This is a genomic window from Agathobaculum hominis (assembly GCF_014288055.1).
Lineage (GTDB): Bacteria > Bacillota > Clostridia > Oscillospirales > Butyricicoccaceae > Agathobaculum > Agathobaculum hominis.
Window position 1 is genome coordinate 40,631 of the sequence record NZ_JACOPK010000008.1, and the last position, 22,466, is coordinate 63,096.

Below are 22,466 nucleotides of genomic sequence, written 5' to 3' on the forward strand. Positions count from 1 at the left end.
TCGGACGTCCGTGTTTTGCGAAGTCAAAACACAGATTGTCGGAAAAACGATAGTTTTTCGACAGTCTCAAGTGCCATCCCTTCGGATGGCACCTATATAATATAGTATCGTGATTGCTGCGATTTACCCTTTCGCGTGCGGAATGCAGATAGTGAGCGTCAGGCCGTCATCGCTCTCCTGCTGCTTGACAGTCGCGCCGATCCCTGCATCGACCATCACCCCGACCGCACGGTTGAGTGTGTTCAGAAAAAAGCGTACATCCTTGAACAGGCGCACAACGTGCTTGCCGCTCTCCGGTTCAACGACCGGCTGCGGATTTTCCTTTGCCTTGAGGAATTCGTCAATATATTCCTCGGTACGGCTGACATTCAGCTCATGCTCGATAATATAATTGGTGACGTTGATGCGGTCGGCCTCATCGTTCAGGCGCAGCAGTGCCCGGGCGTGCCGCTCGGTCAGATTGTTGCATCGGATCAGCTCCATATTCTGCTGCGACAGCCGCAGCAGCCGCAGCTTGTTCGCAACGGCCGACTGGGTCTTCCCTACCTTGCGCGCGGCCTCCTCCTGCGTCAGACCGAACTGCTCGATGAGCCGCTTGAAGCCGTTCGCCTCCTCAAAGAAATCCAGATCGCGCCGCTGCAAATTCTCAACGAGGGCAATTACCGACGAGTCCTCCCCGTCCGCGTTGATGAGCAGGCAGGGCACATCGGTCAGTCCGGCGACGCGCGCCGCCCTCAGCCGCCTCTCCCCCGCGACCAGTTCATAGCCGCCGTTCGCTGTCCGCCGCACAGTCAGCGGATTGAGCACGCCGTACTGACGGATGCTCTCCGCGAGCGTGGCGATCGCCTCCGGGTCGAAATATCGCCGCGGCTGATTGGGATTGCGCACGATCTCTGAAATACGGATGCGCCGCAGCACCCGATCCTCCCTCCCGGACACAAGCGTCAGGACCGATTTCATCATAAGTAGCCTCCTTTTCCTGCTGTGCCCGATGAACAGGGGTACTGCACCCCTGTTTTCTGTGGCACGGTCGTCCTTTGGTAATAGATTACCACAATTTTGCAGACAGGCAAGCAAAATCGACCGCGCAATCTGCCTTGTACGACAAATTCCTGTCATTTCCAACGAAAAAGCGGCTGATATACTTATTTTCGGACAAAAAATACCCTCTGTAATTTCCGTACAGAGGGTAAACTTTCCGTATAGTCTCAGAGCGGTGCAGTCTGAATTTTCTTAAAACGGCGCGGATATTTTTCGGGAGTATCGCTGATCTTCGGCAGACGAACGAGCGCCCGCTCGATGCCGTCATGCGGCACAGTATAGCTCAGCATTTCCGGCCCGCCGATGCCCAGCACCTCGAAGGCATGCGCCGCGCCCTGCACTTCCTCCGCGCAGTCCGCCGCCTTCATGGCGAGGAAGCAGCCGCCGACCTTGACCATCGGCACCGCCAGCTCGCTGAGCGTGCGCAGGTCTGCCACTGCACGCGAAACCGCCATATCGAACGACGCGCGGCTGTCCTTCGCGAAATCCTCCGCCCGGGCATGGACGGCGGTGACGTTGGTCAGACCCAGCGTCTCGATGACCTCATTCAGAAAGTCGATGCGCTTGCGCAGCGCGTCGAGCAGGACAAATTCGGTCTCCGGGCACAGTATTGCCAGGGGCATACCCGGAAAACCAGCGCCCGTGCCCACGTCGAGCACCCTTCCCCCCTGCGGCATATGCGGCGCGAGGGCGGCGCAGTCGAGGAAATGGCGCGTCACGACCTCGGTCGGTTCGGTGACTGCGGTGAGGTTCATCACCTTGTTCTTCTCCAGCAGCAGCGCGGAGAATTTCAACAAATCATCAATCATTTTTTCGCTGACCTCGGGCAGAAATTCCTTCAGCCCGGTGTACAGCAGCTCGCGGTCGGTCAAGCCTTTTCCCCCTTTCGATGCGTTTCGATATAGATCATCAGCGCAGTAATATCCGCCGGCGAGACGCCCGAAATGCGGGCCGCCTGACCGAAATTCAGCGGCTTGACTGCGTTCAGCTTCTGCCGCGCCTCCAGACGCAGCGAGTCCACCTCGTTATAGTCCAGATCAAGCGGCAGCGGACGGCTCTGAAGCCTGCGGTACTGCTCGACATCGCGCTCCTGGCGCTCGATATAACCGGCATATTTGATGCGGATCTCGACCTGCTCGCGGATGACCGCAGGCAGCTCCGGGCGCTCTGCATCGAACGGCGCAAGATCTGCGTAGCTCAGCTCGGGACGGCGCAGCAGGTCGATCAGCTTGCAGCCGGCCTTGAGAGGCGTCGAGTGATGCTGCTCCAGAAAGGCGTTCAGCTGCTCGCCCGGCGCGATGCCGACCGATGCAATGCGGTCGATCTCCTTCTGCACGGTTTCGTACTTTTTCCGTACTTTTTCGCCGCGTTCGGGCGAATTCAGTCCGACACGGACACCGATCGGAACAAGGCGCTCGTCCGCGTTGTCCTGCCGCAGCAGCAGGCGGTATTCCGAGCGCGAGGTCATCATGCGGTACGGTTCGTTCGTTCCGCGCGTCACCAGATCGTCGATCAGCGTACCGATGTATCCGTCTGCACGGTCGAGCACGAGCGGTTCCTCGCCCTTGAGTCTGAGGGCGGCGTTGATGCCTGCCACAAGGCCCTGCGCGGCCGCCTCCTCGTAGCCGGACGAGCCGCAGAACTGGCCTGCGCCGTACAGACCGGAGACCTTTTTGGTTTCGAGCGTCGGACGCAGCTCGAGCGGATCGATGCAGTCATACTCGATGGCGTAGGCCGGACGCATGATCTCGGCGTGCTCCAGTCCCTTGACCGAATGCAGCATTTTGCGCTGTACATCGAACGGCATGGAGGACGAAAAGCCCTGTACATAGATTTCCTCGGTATCCAGTCCCATCGGCTCAAGAAACAACTGATGGCGCGGCTTGTCCGCGAAGCGCACGACCTTATCCTCGATGGACGGGCAGTAGCGCGGACCGACGCCCTCGATTTTGCCGCCGTAGAGCGGCGAACGGTCGAGGTTTGCGCGGATGATCTCATGCGTTTCCGCGGTCGTATAGGTCAGATGACATACCGCGCGGTTATCAGGCGGATGGTCGGTCTCGAAGGAAAACGGGATAATTTCATCCTCTCCCTCCTGCACCGAAAGGCCTTCAAAGTCAATCGAGCGGCGGTTGATGCGCGGCGGCGTGCCGGTCTTGAAGCGCTGCAAACGCAGTCCCAGACCGCGCAGCGACTCGGTGAGCGGCTTTGCCGCCGCCATACCGTCCGGGCCGGATTCACGGGTATATTCTCCGATGATGACGCGGCCGCCGAGGAAGGTGCCCGAGGCGACAACGACCGCCTTGACTGCATGTCGCACGCCGACAGCGGTCACGATAGCCGAAACCGCGCCGTCCTTCTGCTCGATGGCGACCACCTCATCCTGCATGAGAAACAGGTTTTCCTGCTGCTCCAGAACGTGCTTCATATACGCTCTGTATTTAATTCGGTCGGCCTGCGCACGCAGAGAATGCACCGCAGGGCCCTTGCCGCGGTTGAGCATACGGTACTGAATGCAGGCCGCATCCGCCGCCCGGGCCATCTCTCCGCCCAGTGCATCGATCTCTCGAACGAGGTGTCCCTTGGCCGTGCCGCCGATGGCAGGATTGCACGGCATATTGCCTACAGCGTCCAGATTGATCGAAAAACACGCGGTTTTCGCACCTAAACGCGCACTTGCGAGCGCGGCCTCAATGCCTGCATGACCGGCGCCGATCACCGCAACATCGAACGCTTCCGCATCAAATGCTGTCATCGCGCGGCGCCTCCTTTTGTATATCGAAATAGCAAAATGTTCATCGGTCCCTCTCTGTGTAAAACTGTTGATAACTATGTGGAAACTCTGGATAACTCTACTTTGAGTGGTCATTTTCGTTTTACTGAACGTAATATTTTGTATTATGATTACGTTTTGTTGTATTATTGCCTGAAAAAGGGGCCGCTGCGCGCGGCAGGCGGCCCCCCTATCCACATTGTTTCCACATTCGGTCTCCGCGTCACTTGCCGACGCAGAAATCGCTGAAAATTCGGGTAACGACCGACTCGGTCACGGTCTCGCCGGTGATCTCGCCGAGCGCGGCGATCGCGCCCTCTGCATCCATCACGACAGCGTCCGGCGTCATGCCGCACTGTGCAGCGTACAGCGCCGCTTCGCAGCGTTCTGCGGCGCGCGCGAGCGCGGCGGCCTGACGGGCGTTTGTGATCAGTGCGCCGTCAAACGCAGTCTCTCCGAAGCCGATGGTGCGCGGAATGAGCGACAGCAGACGGTCCATTCCCTCCCCTGTCTTTGCCGACAGATGAACGATGTGCGCGAACTGCTTTTTGAGCAGCTCCTCGTCGAGCTGCTGCGGCAGATCGGTCTTGTTCAGCACGGCGATCGCACGGTGTCCGGCCGAACGGGCGAGCACGAGCATGTCCTCTTCCCCGATCGCCTTGGAGCCGTCGAACACGGCGAGAATGAGCGCGGACGCAGACGCTTCCGCCATCGCGCGGTCGATACCGGCCTGCTCGACCGGGTCGGTCGTATCGCGCAGTCCGGCCGTATCGGTCACACGCAGCAGGATCTGGCCGACCTTGACGTTTTCCTCGATGAGGTCGCGCGTCGTGCCGGGAATGTCCGTGACGATGGCGCGTTCGCGGCCGAGCAGCGTGTTCAGCAGCGTCGACTTGCCGGCGTTCGGCCGGCCGAGAATGACGCACGGCACGCCCTCGCGCAGGATACGTCCCCGTTCATAGCTCTCCGCCATGCGGTAGAGCTGACTTGTTGTCTGGTGCAGCAGCGCCGCCGCATCATCGAACAGGATCGGGTCGATGTCCTCGTCCGGAAAATCGACGATCGCGTGGAAATGCGCGACCATGCCGAGCAGCTTGTCGCGCATCTGCTGCACGCTCGAGCCGACCGCACCCATCATCTGCGCCGCGGCGTTCTGCGCGGCTTCGACCGTGCGCGCCGTGATCAGGTCATGTACGGCTTCCGCCTCGGAAAGTCCCATTTTATCGTTCAGAAACGCGCGGCGCGTGAACTCTCCGGCTTCGGCCTGCCGCACGCCGTGCGCGAAAAGCGCATCGAGCGCCGCGGTCAGGACCGCAGTCGAGCCATGGCACTGAATTTCCGCCATGTCCTCGCCCGTGTAGGTATGCGGTGCGCGGAACACGACCGCGTAGCAGGCATCGAGCAGATGCCCGTTCTTGTCGGAAAGCGTACCGTAAACCAGCTTCTGCGAGGCTGCTTCCGCCAGCGGACTGCCGTTTTTCGGAGAAAAGACCGCGCTGACCGCACCGATCGCCTGCGCACCCGATACACGGATGATGCCGATCGGCCCGCCCGATGCGGCAACAGCGGCAATCGTATCATTCATAGATGATACCTCTGCGTTAATGACGCTGGCGGCCGCTGTCCGGTGCGATAACGACGCGGCGGCTCGGCTCAGTGCCGGTGGAGTAGGTCGTAACGCCGTTGAAGTCCTGAAGAGCGGCATGGATGATGCGGCGCTCATACGGATTCATCGGCTCGAGAGTCATCGAGCGATGGCTCTTGACGACCTTCATCGCCATCTTGCGCGCCAGACGCTCCAGGCTCTCCGCGCGCTTCTCGCGATAGTTTTCGGTATCAACAGACAGACGAACGTGCTCGTCGAGCGCGTTGTTCAGCACGAGCGAGCCGAGATACTGGATCGCGTCGAGCGTATCGCCGCGGCGGCCGATGATCGGACCCATGTCCGGACCGGACAGCTCGAGGCGCAGCTGGTCGCACTCGGTCTGCGGCAGAACCGTGACCTGACCCTCGATGCCCATCTTCTCCATCAGACCGGAGATGAACGAGGTCGCGAGCTCCTCTGCCTTCTTCATGCAGTCCTCGGAAACCGGGATGAGCTCGCGCTCCTTCGGAACGGACGGAGTGATCGGGCGCTCCTCGCGCGGGCGGCGCTCACGACGCGGACGGTCGCTGCGTTCACGGCGCGGGCGGTCGCTGCGCTCGCGGCGCGGACGCTCGACCTCGAGCTTTTCCGGAACAAAATCCGCCGGAGCGGCCTTGACCAGACGCGGCGTGTCGTCCTCGTCGGTGATGGACAGCTTCTGCGGCTTGACAGCCGGCTTTTCTGCCTTCGGCTCGGTCTTTACCGGCTTCGGAGCCGGCTTTTCCGCCTTCGGAGCCGGCTGCTTCTCCTCGATGATCTCGGGCGCCTCATAGGTCACGCGGACGCGCGCCGGGGTCGCACCAATGCCGAGAAAGCCCTTTTTACCGTTGTCGAGTACCTCTACGGATACATCATCGCGGTCGAGACCCAGCTGACGCAGCGCGTTTGCGATGGCTGCATCACGGTTCTCGCCGGTTGCTTCTAAAAACTTCTGCATGATTACTTGTCCCCCTTCTTTTTCTCACTATGGGACTTCTGCGCACTATGGGACTTCTGCGCAGCGCGGTTTGCCTCACGCTTCGCCTTTTTTTCCGCCGCCACACGCTCTGCTTCGGCAGCCTGTTCTGCCTCCTGCCTGCCGCGGATGCGCTTGGTCAGAATGACCTCCTGTACGCAGGTGAATACGTTGTTGAAGATCCAGTAAATGCCGATCGCGCCCGGAAGGATGAACGCAAAGTACAGCGACATCAGCGGCATCAGCATGGTCATCATCTTCATCTGGTTCGCAGCCGCATCGTTGCCCTTGGGCATATTCTGCATCTTCTGCATGATGTAGCTGGAGAGATATGCGGTCAGGCACGACAGGATCGGGATGATCCAGATCAGGCCCGGGTGCTTGATGGACGGGGTATCCGCCAGATTAAGGCCGAAAAAGTTGAAGTCCATCGGGAAGATGCTCTCGCCGTCGGCGAGGCACTTGAGAACGTCGGGCGCGAAATTGCCGGCTGCATCCTTGAATGCGTTCAGCTTTTCCGCGATCACGATCTGTACGGTGTAGTTTGCGCCTGCCAGATTGTCCAGACCGACCAGCTGCGCGAGCTTGATGACCGTCTCGCTGCTCAGGCCGACGATATACTGCAGCGGCTGCTGTACCGCATAGTACAGACCCATCATGATGGGGAGCGGAATGAACTGGGGCAGGCAGCCGCTCATCGGGCTGACGCCGCGGCGTTCATAGAGCGCCTGGATTTCCTCGTTGAGCTTGGCTCGGTTGTTCGCGTACTTCTTCTGAAGCTGCTGCATCTCCGCGTTGAGCGCGGTCATGGCGAGCATGCTCTTCTTGCCCTTGATGGCGAGCGGTACGCAGCACAGCTTGACGATCAGCGCGAACAGGATAACGGCAAGGCCGTAGTTATGCACGAAATTGTACAGGCTGAGCAGGATCAGACCGAACGGTCTGACGATGAGATAACCAAAGATATTGGGGTCTTTGATCAGGTTGGAAAGTTGATCGATGGTCATAAGAACCTCCAGAAATGCGCGCTCTGGGCGCGTTTATGGCCGGAAAATATTTCCCCGGCAATGAGAGCCCTTCCCTGCCTCACGGCACCGGGTCATAGGGGCCTCGTTTAGAGAAGGGATGGCATCGGCAGATGCGCCTCAGCGCAAGCCAGCCTCCCTTCAGAGCGCCGTACTTCTCGATCGCCTCGAGGGCGTACTGCGAGCAGGTCGGCGTATAGCGGCAGCAGGGCGGCTTGAGCGGAGAGATATTTCTCCGGTAAAACCGCACGAGCGCCAGAAGCAACCGCTTCACGGCTGAGCTGCTGCGGCTTTGTTCTCGCGGAGCGCACGCAGCAGCGATTTTTCGATGTCCTGATAGGTCGCACCCACCGCGCGCGCACGCGCGACGAGCACAAGGTCAACGCCGGTGGCAAATTCGTCCTCGTGCAGGCGGTATGCCTCACGAAACAGACGCTTGATGCGGTTTCTCTTGACCGCACATGCCAGTTTTGCGCTGACCGTCAGTCCGAGACGGTTGTGTCCGAGACGGTTTTTCCGGCAGTAAAGCACAAGATGCCTGCCTGCCGACGAGGTGCCTCGATGATACAGCCGCCGGAATTCATGGTTTTCCTTTAAGGCTATGGTTTTCTTCATGTCTGTGTCTCCTCGTTCCTTTCGATGCCCGGAAAAAAACGAAATTATCGACAAATTCTTCTTTGCGCGGTTGTTTTCATGACTGCAAAGCTGACGGCGCTCTTTTCTCTGCCCTGCCTGCGCCGCCCAGTGGACTGCGGGCCGCACCGCGCGGTCAAAGCGCGGCGATCGCCCTTTTTGCAGGTTTCCGGCCGTTTGGGGGACGGTTTCCGCCGTTTTCTGCGCACGACGAAAAAGGCCTGCCCATCAGACCGAAAAAAACGAGCCGCATTTCTGCGGCCCGCAACAGTTTCCTCCGCGCCGCGGCGCGAATATATATGACCCTTTGCGAAGGGTCCTGCTGCCGATCAGGCAGACAGCTTAGCGCGACCCTTTGCGCGACGGCGAGCCAGTACCTTGCGGCCGTTCGCGGTGGACATGCGCTTGCGGAAGCCGTGCTCCTTGGAGCGCTGACGCTTCTTCGGCTGGAACGTTCTCTTCATAACTTCGTGCACCTCCCTGTTCTGAATTTTACGGATGGGCACCGGCATAGGTCCGGCGCGAGACGCGGGCATATGCCGCTGCCTGTCCGCATAATATGATACGATATATATTATCGTATAGCGGACGCGAAATGTCAAGCTTTTTTTGCAAAAAATTCGTTTTTTTCGTATCTTTTCAACATCTTGTGTCTGCATTTTCCCGCTCCACCACGCTTTGTATGTCGCGGCCGCTTTTCGCGCCTCCAGCCGGCCGGCACAATAAAAGTTATCCACAGTTTCCATTTGATATTGTGGATACTGTGTGCTATTATAAAATAGAATAGGAGTCGGCTCCCGCCGTTCTCCGCTGTTCTGCTGTGCCGGAATTCCGGACTTTTCTTCGGATTTTTTCGCGCCGCATCCCATATTTTTCTGAAAAACCGTGCGTTTTCGTATGGTTTGTTTGCTTTGCGAAAAAACGGGGCCGCCCCTCTTTTTTCGCGTTTCCACCGCGTCTGTGGACGGCGCCTTTGTCCACAGCTTTTTCGCCCTGTCCCGGCGACACTCTATAAGGAGGCTCTCCTCATGGCCAACAACATACTGGAGATGGCGCTCGAACTGCTTGAACACGAGCAGAAGTTTCTGCCGTCTACCCTGTCAGCCTGGTTCGGGGATGCGACGGTGGTTTCGTTTACCGACAACCGCCTTGTTCTGCATTCCCCGTCAGACTTCAAGCAAAAGTACATTACCGACAAATTCATCGAACCGCTTCAGAACGCGCTGTATCAGCTGACCGGCGAGGCAGCGACCGTTGTGGTGGTGACCGGGGAATACAGCACCCCCGCCCAGTCGGCGTCTCCGTACGATGACTATACCTTTGAACGGTTCATCGTCGGCTCGTCCAACAAATTCGCTCACGCGGCGGCCTATGCGGTCGCGCAGCGCCCGGCTGCGGAAAACAACCCGCTGTTCATCTACGGCAACTCCGGTCTGGGCAAGACCCATCTGATGTACGCGATCGCGAACGTTCTGCGCCGCACGCACCCGGAATTCCGCATCATTTATGTAAAGGGCGAGGATTTCACCAACGAGCTGATCACCGCGATCCAGAAGGCGGATGTGCAGTCCTTCCGCAACAAGTATCGCGTCGTCGATCTGCTGCTGCTCGACGACGTACAGTTCATCGCCGGCAAGGAGCGCACGCAGGAGGAATTCTTCCATACCTTTAATGCGCTGTACGAGGCGAAAAAACAGATCGTCCTCACCTCCGACCGTCCGCCGAAGGAGATCAACACGCTCGAGGAGCGCATGAAGACCCGTTTTGAATGGGGTCTGCTCGCGGACATCCAGCCGCCGGACTTTGAAACCCGAATCGCCATCATCCGCGACAAAGCAGTAAAGATGAGCATCGAGCTGCCCGACGAGGTATCCAACTACATCGCGGAGAACATCCAGTCCAACATCCGTCAGCTCGAGGGCGCGGTCAAAAAGATCAAGGCGATGCACGAGCTGATGGGCGAACGCATCACGGTCTCGCTCGCCGAAAACGCGATCGACGCGCTGCGCACGGAAAATCCGGGTCTCAACCCGACGCCCGAGCGCATCATGGAGGCGGTCGCGAACTACTTCTATATCCCGGTCGAGCAGATGATCTCCAAGGACCGCTCCAAGGACGTCGCGTATCCGCGCCAGATGGCGATGTACATGATCCGCCAGGAGCTCGAATACTCCTTCCCCGACATCGCAAAGATCTTCAAGCGCGACCATACCACCGTCATGCACGCCTGCAACAAGATCGAGGAGGAGCGCAAGAAATCGCGCCAGACCGAGGACGTCATCAAAAAGCTGCACAATAACATACGCGGCGACTGAGTTCTGCGGCACTGCATATATGCATATCCGCTGTACACAAGCTGTATATTTATGCATTTATTTATCCCCAGTTTTCTGTGGAATCCACAGGGATAAGTCTGTGGATAATCAAGGGTGTGTTTTCGTGTGTGGACAGTCCATTTTCCATCCACAATCGTCTGTGGACGACATTTCCCGCGCCGCTGCTGACAATTTCGGAGTTATCCACAGGCTCCACAGCCTCTATTACTACTGCGAAAACCTTTCCTTTTATCTGAGAGGTTTTTTCTGTCCGTCTCCCGCGGACACATTATGCACGCGAATTTCCAGTAATAAAAAGGAAATTCCTGATCCGGGCTCTGCTGACGCGAATAAACCCGGCAGCAGCCCTTATAAATGTCATTGTTTTTAGAGAAAGGAATCAAAATGAAGTTTTCCTGCGAAAAAGAGATCCTTCTTGGTCTTCTCGGCACAGCTTCGCGCGCCGTTACCGGCAAAAGCTCGATGCCGCTGCTCGAAGGTCTGCTTATCTGTGCTGATGCTTCGACGCTGACCGTCACCGGTTATGACATGTCGATGGGCATCCGCACCACGACCGAGACCGATGTGGTCGAACCGGGCAGCATCGTTATCAATGCAAGGCTGCTGCTCGACATTGTCCGCAAGCTGCCGAACGACGTCGTCTATATCGAGACGGACGACAAGCTGATGACGACCGTCAAATGCGGCCGCGCGGTGTTTAATCTGGCCGCGACCGAGGCGGACGAATTCCCGGCGCTCGCTGAGGTTTCCAGCGCTACCGGGTTTTCTCTGCCCCAGAATATCCTGAAAAGCATGATTTCCCAGACGATTTTCTCGGTTTCCGACAACGAATCCAAGCCGATCCATACCGGCTGCCTGTTCGAGCTGGATGGCTCGCGCCTCAATGTGGCAGCGGTCGACGGCTACCGTCTTTCCGTACGCCGCGAGACCATCGAAGGGATGTCCGGGGAAATGAAATTCGTGGTTCCGGGCGCTTCCCTGCGCGAAATCGAGCACATTCTCGGAGAGGATGACGAGCCGGTAGAGATTTTCCCCGACCAGAAGAACATCCTGTTCCGTATCGGCGGTACGATGCTGATCACCCGTCTGATCGAAGGCGAGTTTCTCAACTACCGCGCCGCTATCCCAAACGACTTTGAGCACGTTGTCGACATCGACTCGCACGAGCTCATCAGCTCGATCGAGCGCGTGTCGCTGATCGTCTCGGAAAAGCTGAAAAACCCGGTCCGTTTTCATTTTGACGGCAATTATGTGCAGCTTTCGTGCGTGACCGCGATCGGCAAGAGCTACGATGAATGCCCGATCGACGGCTGCATCGAGGATCTGGAGATCGGCTTCAATAACCGCTATATGCTCGACGCGCTGCGCGCATCCGGCACGGAAAAGGTGCGGCTCCAGCTCAAGGGCTCGCTCAACCCGATCGTTATTTCCCCGACCGAGGGCGACAAGTTCACCTATCTGGTCCTGCCTGTGAGGTTGCGTGCAAATGACTGAAATCAAGATCGAAACCGAATTTATCAAGCTTGACGCCCTGCTGAAGTTCGCAAATCTGGTATCCTCGGGCGGCGAGGCCAAGCTCCGCATCGCGGACGGCGAGGTGCTGGTCAACGGCGAAAAATGCACCATGCGCGGCAAGAAGCTGCGTCCGGGCGACAGGATCGAGTTGGGCGGCGAGACCGTTGTGATCGCATAAACGCACACGATGTACAATAACGAACGCGATTTTGCGTGTACGAAAACGTACAGATATACGGATAACGTGGAGTGACCGGGCAGAATGCACATCAAGACATTGAAATTACAGAATTTCCGCAATTATGAGGATGCACGCTTTGTCCTCGACCCGGCGGTCAATCTGATCTGCGGCGAGAACGGGCAGGGCAAGACCAACCTGCTCGAGGCGGCGGCGGCCTGCTCGACCATGCGGCTGTTCCGCACGGCGCAGAAGAAGGAAGGACTGCGGTTCGGTGAGGATGCGGCATTCATCTGCTCGGAATTCGAGGCGCAGGGCCGCGAGAACACACTCGAGCTGCGCCTGTCGCGCCTCAGGGCGATGGAGATCTACAAAAACGGCGTGCGCCAGAAGCGGCAGAGCGACGTGCAGGGCCTGCTCAAGACCGTGCTGTTCTGTCCGGAGGATCTGATGCTCGTGCGCGCAGGCGCGGCGGCGCGGCGGCGCTTTCTCGACACGGCGCTGTGTCAGCTGCGGCCGAACTACGCGCGCTATCTGGAGGAATACAACCGTCTGCACGAGCACAAGACGCGCATCCTGCGCGACAGCGAAGAAAAACCGTCTCTGCTGTCGATGTGGGAGGACTTTTCGCTGCGCATGGCGCGCATCGGCGCGCAGATCATCCGCTACCGCGCGTATTACTGCCGCAGGCTGCTCGCGGCGGCGGCAGCGGTCTATTCCGATATCGCGCCGCATGAGGCGCTGTCCGGCGTCTACCGCACGGTCAGCAGCGTCAGCGATCCGTTCGCGTCCGCGCAGCAGCTCGAGCGCGAGCTGATCGACCATGTATTCCGGCACAAAAACGCCGAGATCGCGGCGAAAAGCTGCCTTTCCGGACCGCACAAGGACGATCTTGAGCTGCTGCTCGACGGGCGGAGCGCGTCGGCGTTCGCCTCACAGGGACAGGTGCGCACCTGCACGCTGTCGCTCAAGCTGGCCGAGCGCGAGCTATTTTTTGAGGAGGACGGAGAGTATCCCGTGCTGCTGCTCGACGATGTTCTGAGCGAGCTCGACCGCCGCAGACAGGACTTCGTTCTCAACCGGATCTCCGCCGGTCAGGTCATGATCACCTGCTGCGAGGACGGCATTTCGGAAAAATTACGCGCCGGTGCGGCGTTTCACATCAAAAACGGCAAAATTGTATAAGTCTCCGGTACACAAACGCGCGAAAATGTGGTATAATAAAATAAATAATCATTCCGGAGGAATATCATGTATTTACACCTCGGACAGGATTACATTGTGCCGCTGCAGAATGTCGTAGCGGTTTTTGATATGGATACGGCAACCGTGTCCGGCCGCACGCAGCGTCTGCTCTCGCGGCTTCAGGACGAGGGGCGCATCATTGAGCTGTACGACGATCTGCCGCGCGCGGCCGTGCTGTGTGAAAGTGCGCTCGGCGAGACGCTGTATCTGACGCAGCTGTCGCCGCAGGCGCTCCAGCGCAGAGCGGAAAAGGCATACGCGATATAAAAATATTGAAAAACCTCGTTTTTCGATGAAATGGCGCGCTGATGCGCGATTTTTCTGTTATCGCAATTTTCGAAAGGAAATTTTTTTATATGAGTGAAGAGATTGAAATCAAGGACGAAGTGCTCGATCTGAAGGTCACAGAGACCTACGACGAGAACCAGATCCAGGTCCTCGAGGGTCTGGAAGCCGTCCGCAAGCGCCCGGGCATGTACATCGGCTCTACCTCGGCGCGCGGTCTGCATCATCTGGTGTATGAGATCGTCGACAACTCGATCGACGAGGCGCTCGCGGGCTACTGCACGCACATCGAGGTCACGATCGAAAAGGGCGACATCATCCGCGTCACGGATAACGGCCGAGGCATTCCCTGCGGCATCCATCCGCAGATGGGCATTCCGACGCTCGAGGTCGTTCTGACTGTGCTGCACGCAGGCGGCAAGTTCGACGGCTCGGGCTACAAGGTCTCCGGCGGTCTGCACGGCGTCGGCTCGTCGGTCGTAAACGCGCTGTCCGACTGGCTCGAGGCTGAGGTCCGCGACGGTCACACCAAGCACTACATGCGCTTTGAGCGCGGTGTTACGACGGTCAAGATGCGCGACACGCCGTGCGAGAGCGAGACCGGCACGACCATCCGCTTCCACGCCGACCCGGAGATCTTCGAGACCACGGTCTACGAGTACGATGTGCTCGAAAAGCGTCTGCGCGAGCAGGCGTTCCTGAACGCGGGCCTCAAGATCACCCTGCGCGACGAGCGCGACGATGAGCCGGTCGAGGAGGTCATGCACTACGAGGGCGGCATCCGTCAGTTCGTCGAGCATCTCAACCGCACCAAGACCCCTCTGCACGAGCAGGTCATCTACATGGAGGGCAGCCGCGACACCTCGATGGCCGAGGTCGCCATGCAGTACACCGACAGCTACAGCGAGCTGATGCTGTCCTTCGCCAACAATATCAATACCACCGAGGGCGGCACGCACGAGACCGGCTTCAAGGCCGCGCTGACCCGTGTTCTGAACGACTACGGCAAGAAATACAAGCTGCTCAAGGACGACGAGTCCTTCAAGGGCGAGGACGCCCGCGAGGGCCTGACCGCTATCATCTCGGTCAAGCTGCAGGAGGCACAGTTCGAGGGCCAGACCAAGACCAAGCTCGGCAACAGCGATATGCGTGCACTGGTCGACGCGATGGTCTCCGAAAAGCTGATGACCTTCTTCGAGGAAAATCCGCAGGTGGCCCGCACTATTATCGAGAAGGCGCAGACCGCCGCGCGCGCCCGCGAGGCTGCGAAGAAGGCGCGCGAAATGACGCGCCGCAAGTCTGCGCTCGATTCCGCTTCCCTGCCGGGCAAGCTGGCGGACTGCATCGAAAAGGATCCGACCTACACTGAAATCTACATCGTCGAGGGTGATTCCGCAGGCGGCTCCGCCAAGGAGGGCCGCGACCGCCGTCATCAGGCGATCCTGCCGCTCTGGGGCAAGATGCTGAACGTCGAAAAGGCGCGTCTCGACCGCGTCTACGGCAACGACAAGCTTACCCCGATGATCACCGCCTTCGGCGCGGGCTTCGGCGACGATTTCGATCTCGCAAAGCTGCGCTACGGCAAGATCATCCTCATGGCCGATGCCGATGTCGACGGCAGCCATATCCGCACCCTGCTTCTGACGTTCTTCTTCCGCTTCATGCGTCCGCTGATCGAGCACGGTCATGTGTTCATCGCGCAGCCGCCGCTGTTCAAGAACGAGAAGGGCAAGGACGTCCGCTACACCTATACCGATGAGCAGCAGCGCGACTGCATCGCCGAAATGGGCGACGGCGTGCGCGTACAGCGCTACAAGGGCCTCGGCGAGATGGACCCGCAGCAGCTGTGGGAGACCACCATGGACCCTGAGCACCGCACGCTGCTTCAGGTCACGATGGAGGATGCGGCGGCGGCCGATGAGACCTTTGCGCTCCTGATGGGCGAAAAGGTAGAGCCGCGTCGCGAATTTATTGAAAGAAATGCGAAATATGTCATGAATCTTGACGTTTAAGGGAGAAAAGTCATGCTGTTTTTTGTAAACGATTACGGTTACGGCGCACACCCCAAAGTTCTGGAACATCTGACGGAAACCAATATGCAGCCGCTCACCGGCTACGGAAATGACGAGATCACCGCGTCCGCTGCGGAGAAGATCAAGGCGGCCTGCGCCTGCCCGGAGGGACAGGTTTACTTCCTCACCGGCGGCACGCAGACCAACATGGTCGTCATCGACGCGCTGCTGCGTCCGTATGAGGGCGTTGTCGCGTCCTCCTGCGGCCATGTGAACACCCATGAGGCCGGCGCCATCGAGAGCACCGGACACAAGGTGCTGACCGTTCCGCACAGGAACGGCAAGCTGGACGCGGACGATCTGCGCGAGTACATCGAGACGTTCTACGCGGACGAAAGCCATAACCACATGGTATTCCCGGGCATGGTCTATATCTCCCATCCGTCCGAATACGGCACGCTTTACACGAAAAACGAGCTGGAGCGCATTTCCGCCGTGTGCAAGGCATTCGATCTGCCGCTTTTCCTCGACGGCGCGCGCCTCGGCTACGGCCTGACGGCAGATACCGACGTGACGCTCCCGGACATCGCACGGCTGACCGATGTGTTCTACATCGGCGGCACCAAGTGCGGCGCGCTGTGCGGCGAAGCGGTCGTGTTCACGCACGGCAATATGCCGCGCCAGTTCGAGACCATGGTCAAGCGCCACGGCGCGATGGTCGCAAAGGGCCGCCTGAACGCGGTTCAGTTCGACGCCCTGTTCACCGACGGCCTGTATGAAAAGATCTGCGCACCGGCGGTGCGCCTCGCGCTCAAACTGCGCGACGGTCTCGCGGCAAAGGGATACCGCTTCGCGATCGACTCCCCCACCAATCAGCAGTTTATCATCGTCGAAAACAGCAGGCTGCCCGAACTCGGCGGCAAGGTCGCATACAGCTTTATAGAGAAATATGACGCGGAGCATACGGTCATCCGTCTGGCGACGAGCTGGGCGACGACCGAGGAGCAGGTAGACGAGCTGCTCCGTCTGCTCTAAGCGTGAAAATACAGCCGTTTTCCGGCTGAAAGCCAACAATTCTGGAGGCAAAGAATGAGTCAAGAATACGAACAGCAGAAAATCATGCAGGTCGATCTCGAACGCGAGATGAAGAAAAGCTATATCGACTATGCAATGAGCGTTATTGTCGGCCGCGCGCTGCCCGATGTGCGCGACGGCCTCAAGCCGGTACACCGCCGCATCCTGTACGCTATGTACGAGGACGGTCTGACCTCGGACAAGCCCTACCGCAAGTCGGCAACGACCGTCGGTAACGTGCTCGGCCGCTATCATCCGCACGGCGACGCATCGGTCTATGACGCAATGGTGCGTATGGCGCAGCCGTTCTCGCTGCACTATCCGCTGATCGACGGCCACGGCAACTTCGGTTCTGTGGACGGCGACCCTCCGGCAGCATACCGTTACACCGAGGCCCGCATGGCCAAACTGGCGAACTACATGCTGGCGGACATCAAGAAGAACACAGTCGATTTCCAGCCGAACTTTGACGAGGAGCGTCAGGAGCCGGTCGTGCTCCCGTCCCGCTTCCCCAACCTGCTGGTAAACGGCTCGTCCGGCATCGCGGTCGGCATGGCGACCAACATTCCGCCGCATAACCTCTCCGAGGTCATCGACGGCACCTGCTATGTCATCGACCACCCCGAGGCTGAGCTGGACGAGATCTGCCAGTTCATCAAGGGCCCGGACTTCCCGACCGGCGGCGTCATCATGGGCCGCAGCGGCATCCGCGCCGCCTATGCGACCGGCCGCGGCAAGATCAAGGTCCGCGCAAAGACCGAGATCGTAGATCTGCCGAACGGCAAGAGCCAGATCGTCATTACCGAGATCCCGTACATGGTCAACAAGGCCCGTCTGGTCGAATCCATGGCAAATCTCGTCAAGGACAAGCGCGTGGAAGGCATCACCAACATCCAGGACCATTCCTCCCGCGAGGGCATGCAGATCGTCGTGGACGTTCGCCGCGATGCGAACGCGCAGGTCATCCTCAACCAGCTTTTCACCTATTCTCAGCTGGAAGACACCATTTCGATGATCCATATCGCGCTCGTACCGGGTGCGGGCGGCAAATTGCAGCCGCGCGTGCTGACCCTGCGCCAGATCCTCGACCAGTATATCGGCTTCCAGAAGGACGTTGTCGAGCGCCGCACGCGCTTCGACCTCAAGAAGGCGCGCGACCGTGCGCACATTCTGGAGGGCCTCAAGGTCGCGACCGACAATATCGACCGCATCATCGCCATCATCCGCGCGTCTAAGAACGAGGCGGAGGCCAAGGAAAACCTGATGGCGGAGCCGTTCTGGATCGACCAGATTGCGCTGCTCGGCATCGTGGACGGCTCGGAGCACTTCGAGTTCCATCTCGACGAGCCGCAGGCGCAGGCGATCGTTGACATGCGTCTGGGCCGCCTGTCCGGTCTGGAGCAGGAGAAGATCAACGACGAGTACAAGGACCTCGAAAGCCGCATCGCAGGCTTTGAGGACATCCTTTCGTGCGACGCGAACATCCTCGCGGTCGTCAAGAAGGAGCTCCAGGAGATCAAGCAGAAGTACGGCGACGAGCGTCATACGCGCATCGAAAATGTGGCCGATGAGATCGACATCGAGGACCTCATCGAGCAGCAGGACTGCGCGTACACCCTCACCCACTTCGGCTACATCAAGCGCCAGCCGACCTCGGTCTACCGTGCGCAACGCCGCGGCGGCCGCGGCGTTTCCGCGATGAGCACCCGCGAGGAGGACTTCGCGAAGGACATCTTCACCGCGTCCACGCATGACACCATCCTGTTCTTCTCCGACCGCGGCAAGGTCTACAAGCTCAAGGGCTATCAGATCCCGGAGACCGGCCGTTCGGCAAAGGGCATGAACATCGTCAACCTTCTGGAGCTGGAAAACGGCGAAAAGATCACCGCTATGTTCCCGATTCAGGAGTTTGCGGACGATAAGTTCCTGTTCTTCGTCACCCGTCAGGGCATTGCGAAGCGCATCGTGCTCTCCGATCTTCAGAATATCCGCCGTGCAGGTCTGCGCGCGCTGAGCCTCAACGAGGACGACGCGCTGGTCGACGTCCGACTGACCGACGGCGAGCAAAACATCCTCATCGCGACCCACAACGGCAAGGCGATCTGCTTTGACGAGAACGAGGTCCGCGCGATGGGCCGTACTGCAACCGGCGTGCGCGGCATCAAGCTCGCGGACGGCGATTATGTCATCGGCGCGGCGCGTGCACGCAAGGACGCGTATGTGCTCTCCGTCACCGAAAACGGCTACGGCAAGCGCACGCCGGTCGAGGAATTCACCGTGCATCATCGCGGCGGCGGCGGCATCATGCTGCACAGCCTGACCGCAAAGACCGGTCTGGTCGCAGGCATCGCGGTCGTTGACAGCGAAAACGACGTCATGATCATCACCGACGACGGCGTTATCATCCGCACCGGCGTCGAGGAGATCCGTGAATGCGGACGCGGCTCGCAGGGCGTTATCGTCATGCGTACCGGCGCGGACGTCAAGGTCATCTCGATTGCCCGCACGGACAAGGAGGAAGAGGACGAAACGGCGGAGGAAAGCACCGGGGAGTCCGCTGAGACCACCGAAGAGACGACGGACGGCGAATAAGATTATATCGGGAAATCTGTTTTCCGGCATTCGAGAGCACCTTTCGGTTGAGAGGTGCTCCTTTTGTTTCGATATTGAAACCTGCTATGGCTTGACAATGCAAAGGCGGAAACGTAAAATAGAAAACAGTATGAATGCTGGCGCGAAGTCAGGGAAGAGTCAGAGCGGCGGCAGGAGATTAAAAGGGGATAGTTCCATTGAAAAAGCAAATTCTAAGCGGTGTTTTAGCCGCTGTAATGCTGCTTTCGCCTGCTTATGCGGCGGAAAGCGGCGCATCGGACAGTACGGCGGATGCCGCCGTCGCGACGGCGGCCGAGGCGCAGAGCGTCAAGCTCGTGTTCGCCTCCGACAAGACGCTCACCGACGCGAACGGCGATACGGTCAAGGAGATATTCAAAAGCCGTCTGGACGCGCTCGGCTACAAGGATTACACGCTGACCGTAGCGGATGACGGCTCGACCATCACCGTCGAGTTCCCGGCCTCCGTGCAGGTCTCCCATCTCGCAGATTATCTCGTGCAGCCGGCGGCCTTTTCCGCGTCCGACGCGGACGGCAAGGTATGGCTGACGAACGAGGATCTCAAGCAGGTCACGAGCACCAAGGGCAGCAAGGACGGCACCGGCTGCGTTGTGCTGACGCTGACGACAAGGGGCCGCCAGAGCCTCAAGGAGGCGACCGCCGCGATCGCGGACCGCGACAGCGACAAAAAGCTGTACATCAAAATGGACGGACAGACCATCGCCTCTCCGACCATTTCGAGCAAAATCGACAGCAGCAGCGTCAATATCGAGAACAATTTTACTGAGCAGGTCGCGGAAAACTACGCGCTCCTGCTGAACGCGGGCGCACTTCCGGTCACGCTCACCGTTTCGAGTGCTCCGGCGGCAAGCGACACGCCGCTTGACGGCGACGGAGATACGGACAATACCGGCAACACCGATCACGGCAGCGCCGAGACCCCGTCCGCTCCGTCCGACACCGAATTTGCGGACATGAAGGGTCACTGGGCGGAGTCTGCGCTCCGCAAGGGCATCGAGCTTGGCCTGCTCAAGGGTTCGAACGGCAAAATGCTGCCAAACGACCCGGTGCGCGGCTCGGAGGCGCTGACCATCCTCAACCGTGCGCTCGGCGCGTCCCAGCAGGACAGCACGGCCTCTCTCGCCGCTTCGCAGCAGGACCAGTGGTATACCGCTGAGCTCGGCAAGGCCATCCATCTCAACCTCATCAACGCGAACGACAGCCGCAATTTCGGCAATGCCGCTACCCGTGCCGAGGCGTTCGTGTACATCGCGCGCGCCTTCGTCTATGACCGCGCGGAGTCGGGCGCAGACGAGCTGAGCATTTTCACTGATACCGGCTCCATGACCGACGAACAGCGTCAGGCGGCGGCGGCTCTCGTCGCGAGCGGCATCATCAAGGGCGATACCGCGACCACGCTCGCACCGAATAAAAAGCTGACCCGTGCGGAATTTGTCACCATGATCACCCGTATCGCAGGCAATATCTCCTCGGAATACACCGGCGCGGCCGGCGGCAGCATCGTCTCGGGCGATACCGACCTTTCGGTCTCCAATCTGACGGGCGATGTCATCTTCTCCGCTCCGGTACATAGCGTCAAGCTGTCCGATGTTTCCACGCCGAACCGCATCGTGCTCAAGGGCTGCGACAACGTGACCCTGACCGCAGACGGCCAGGCAGGCATGTCCACGCTCGCCGCAGACCCGGCTGACAGCGCGTCCATCACCTTCGGAGACACGGTAAGCACGAGCAACCTCGTCATCGCAGGCGACGGCGGCTATGTCTCCTTCAACGGCAAGGCAGACAACATCGAGATCACCGCGAGCAACCGCGTTATCGACCTGTCCGGCATGGACGCGACCTCGCTGACCGTGACGGGCCGCGGCAATACGATCAACCTCGGCGGCTCGGTCGGTGCAGTCAGCATCGAGGGCAGCGCGAAGAATACCCGCCTTTCGGTCAACAGCACGGTAGATTCCCTGCTCGCGGCAGGCTACGGCTCGACCATCGGCGGCACAGGCAAGGCAAATTCGCTCGAGCTGCGCGCGGCAGGCTGCGACGTTACGCTTGCCTGCGACAGCAAGGTCGATAATATCGACGCCGGCATCAAGAACGTAACGATCAATATCGGCGTGCCGACCAAGGTCACGGCGGGCGGCTCGCTCGTTTCTCAGGCGACCTTCTCGGGCGTTGACGGCACGAAGATCTGCAAGGCACAGTGGTATCAGGACGGCAAGCCGCTCTCCGGCCTCACAAACGACAAGTTTGAGCTGTCGAACGGCAAGGTCTCCAAACATACCACCTACTTCACCTTCACGAAGAACATGAAGACCTCGGTCACCACCGGTCTCAAGCTGACCTACGTCAACCCGTCCACGGGCGAGACGGAGGAGATCTATGCGGAAAAGACCGTTCCGATCGAGAACTATTCGAACGAGTGGTATCAGCAGCGCGACGTAAAACGCGTGCTCAATCTGGTCTCCTCGACCTACCGCGGCAACTACACGACCTCGTATGCGGTCAACAACGACTATAAGGCCTACGAGAAGGAGACCTGGGTCAACGCCAAGGGCTATTCGAGCAATTCGAACTATCTGGTCTGGATCAACCGTGCGTATCAGCACGTTAACGTCTTTACCGGCTCCAAGGGCAGCTGGAAGCTGACAAAGAGCTTTGTCGTCGGCACGGGTGCACCGGGTACCGAGACCCCGGTCGGCGTCACCAGAGTCACCTACAAGCTCAAGGCAGGCTGGACCACGAGCACGTATACCGTTCGTCCGGTCGTGGGCTTCTATCCGGATACCGGCTATGCGTTCCATTCCCGTCTGTGCACGCCGAATACGGACAAGGAATACGACTTCAGCAGCGGCTACCCCGTATCGCACGGCTGCGTCCGCATGCAGAAGAAAGACGTCAACTGGATCTACGATAACGTTCCGATCGGCTCGACCGTCGTAATCTTCTAAAAAGCAAAACAAAACCCCACCGCTGTGCGGTGGGGTTTTTCGCGCGTCAGCGCGTATTCAAACGCGTTTGCAGTGCAAATGCGAAAAAAACCGAGGACATGCGCCTCGGTTTTTTACTTCTGGAGGGAGAAAGTTTCCGCATGGGAACTTTCGGACGACTCGTGTTCTGCGAA

Annotated in this window: 18 protein-coding genes; 9 read left to right on the forward strand and 9 right to left on the reverse strand. The window is 59.2% G+C overall.

The window, feature by feature from the left end; translation table 11 throughout:
• Positions 1 to 123: 123 nt before the first annotated feature.
• The 9 genes from H8S02_RS09270 to rpmH all read right to left on the reverse strand — a co-directional run bounded on the left by H8S02_RS09270 (position 124) and on the right by rpmH (position 8,536).
• Positions 124 to 963, reverse strand: a complete 840-nt coding sequence (locus tag H8S02_RS09270) for a ParB/RepB/Spo0J family partition protein (RefSeq protein ID WP_243166482.1) — start codon at positions 961 to 963, stop codon at positions 124 to 126.
• 245 nt (positions 964 to 1,208) lie between these two features.
• Positions 1,209 to 1,913, reverse strand: a complete 705-nt coding sequence (gene rsmG / locus H8S02_RS09275) for a 16S rRNA (guanine(527)-N(7))-methyltransferase RsmG (protein WP_186970291.1) — start codon at positions 1,911 to 1,913, stop codon at positions 1,209 to 1,211.
• Positions 1,910 to 3,796 carry a tRNA uridine-5-carboxymethylaminomethyl(34) synthesis enzyme MnmG gene (mnmG, locus tag H8S02_RS09280; RefSeq protein WP_186970292.1) on the reverse strand — a complete coding sequence of 629 codons (1,887 nt, stop codon included), beginning with the start codon at positions 3,794 to 3,796 and terminating at the stop codon, positions 1,910 to 1,912. The genes rsmG and mnmG overlap by 4 nt, the downstream gene beginning before the upstream one ends.
• Positions 3,797 to 4,037: 241 nt before the next feature.
• Positions 4,038 to 5,399, reverse strand: coding sequence for a tRNA uridine-5-carboxymethylaminomethyl(34) synthesis GTPase MnmE (gene mnmE / locus H8S02_RS09285; protein WP_186970293.1), 1,362 nt, complete (start codon positions 5,397 to 5,399; stop codon positions 4,038 to 4,040).
• Between the two features lie 16 nt (positions 5,400 to 5,415).
• Complete coding sequence (gene jag / locus H8S02_RS09290) at positions 5,416 to 6,396, reverse strand: RNA-binding cell elongation regulator Jag/EloR (protein ID WP_186970294.1); 981 nt, start codon at positions 6,394 to 6,396, stop codon at positions 5,416 to 5,418.
• 2 nt (positions 6,397 to 6,398) lie between these two features.
• Positions 6,399 to 7,421, reverse strand: a complete 1,023-nt coding sequence (locus H8S02_RS09295) for a YidC/Oxa1 family membrane protein insertase (protein ID WP_186970295.1) — start codon at positions 7,419 to 7,421, stop codon at positions 6,399 to 6,401.
• A gap of 79 nt (positions 7,422 to 7,500) precedes the next feature.
• Positions 7,501 to 7,713 (reverse strand): membrane protein insertion efficiency factor YidD, encoded by a 213-nt coding sequence (gene yidD, locus H8S02_RS09300; RefSeq protein ID WP_253007403.1) that lies wholly within the window; start codon positions 7,711 to 7,713, stop codon positions 7,501 to 7,503.
• Positions 7,710 to 8,054, reverse strand: coding sequence for a ribonuclease P protein component (gene rnpA / locus H8S02_RS09305; protein ID WP_118686105.1), 345 nt, complete (start codon positions 8,052 to 8,054; stop codon positions 7,710 to 7,712). Before rnpA ends, yidD begins: the two co-directional genes overlap by 4 nt.
• 347 nt (positions 8,055 to 8,401) lie before the next feature.
• Positions 8,402 to 8,536 (reverse strand): 50S ribosomal protein L34, encoded by a 135-nt coding sequence (gene rpmH / locus H8S02_RS09310; protein WP_118686104.1) that lies wholly within the window; start codon positions 8,534 to 8,536, stop codon positions 8,402 to 8,404.
• 564 nt (positions 8,537 to 9,100) lie between these two features.
• Between rpmH and dnaA the strand changes: the two genes are divergently transcribed.
• The 9 genes from dnaA to H8S02_RS09355 all read left to right on the forward strand — a co-directional run bounded on the left by dnaA (position 9,101) and on the right by H8S02_RS09355 (position 22,293).
• On the forward strand, positions 9,101 to 10,387 hold the full coding sequence (gene dnaA / locus H8S02_RS09315) for a chromosomal replication initiator protein DnaA (protein WP_118686103.1): 1,287 nt from the start codon (positions 9,101 to 9,103) through the stop codon (positions 10,385 to 10,387).
• A gap of 405 nt (positions 10,388 to 10,792) precedes the next feature.
• On the forward strand, positions 10,793 to 11,902 hold the full coding sequence (gene dnaN / locus H8S02_RS09320) for a DNA polymerase III subunit beta (protein WP_186970296.1): 1,110 nt from the start codon (positions 10,793 to 10,795) through the stop codon (positions 11,900 to 11,902).
• Positions 11,895 to 12,101 carry a S4 domain-containing protein YaaA gene (gene yaaA / locus H8S02_RS09325; RefSeq protein WP_186970297.1) on the forward strand — a complete coding sequence of 69 codons (207 nt, stop codon included), beginning with the start codon at positions 11,895 to 11,897 and terminating at the stop codon, positions 12,099 to 12,101. Before dnaN ends, yaaA begins: the two co-directional genes overlap by 8 nt.
• Positions 12,102 to 12,185: 84 nt before the next feature.
• A complete protein-coding gene (gene recF, locus H8S02_RS09330) occupies positions 12,186 to 13,286 on the forward strand; it encodes a DNA replication/repair protein RecF (protein WP_118686101.1) in 1,101 nt (366 codons plus the stop codon).
• A 66-nt stretch (positions 13,287 to 13,352) separates the two neighbouring features.
• Positions 13,353 to 13,613 (forward strand): extracellular matrix regulator RemB, encoded by a 261-nt coding sequence (remB, locus tag H8S02_RS09335; RefSeq protein ID WP_186970298.1) that lies wholly within the window; start codon positions 13,353 to 13,355, stop codon positions 13,611 to 13,613.
• Between the two features lie 89 nt (positions 13,614 to 13,702).
• A complete protein-coding gene (gene gyrB, locus H8S02_RS09340; protein ID WP_186970299.1) occupies positions 13,703 to 15,643 on the forward strand; it encodes a DNA topoisomerase (ATP-hydrolyzing) subunit B in 1,941 nt (646 codons plus the stop codon).
• Between the two features lie 12 nt (positions 15,644 to 15,655).
• Positions 15,656 to 16,678, forward strand: a complete 1,023-nt coding sequence (locus H8S02_RS09345; RefSeq protein ID WP_186970300.1) for a threonine aldolase family protein — start codon at positions 15,656 to 15,658, stop codon at positions 16,676 to 16,678.
• 54 nt (positions 16,679 to 16,732) lie between these two features.
• A complete protein-coding gene (gyrA, locus tag H8S02_RS09350; protein WP_186970301.1) occupies positions 16,733 to 19,309 on the forward strand; it encodes a DNA gyrase subunit A in 2,577 nt (858 codons plus the stop codon).
• Positions 19,310 to 19,545: 236 nt separating this feature from the next.
• Positions 19,546 to 22,293 carry a L,D-transpeptidase family protein gene (locus H8S02_RS09355; protein WP_186970302.1) on the forward strand — a complete coding sequence of 916 codons (2,748 nt, stop codon included), beginning with the start codon at positions 19,546 to 19,548 and terminating at the stop codon, positions 22,291 to 22,293.
• Positions 22,294 to 22,466: the final 173 nt, after the last annotated feature.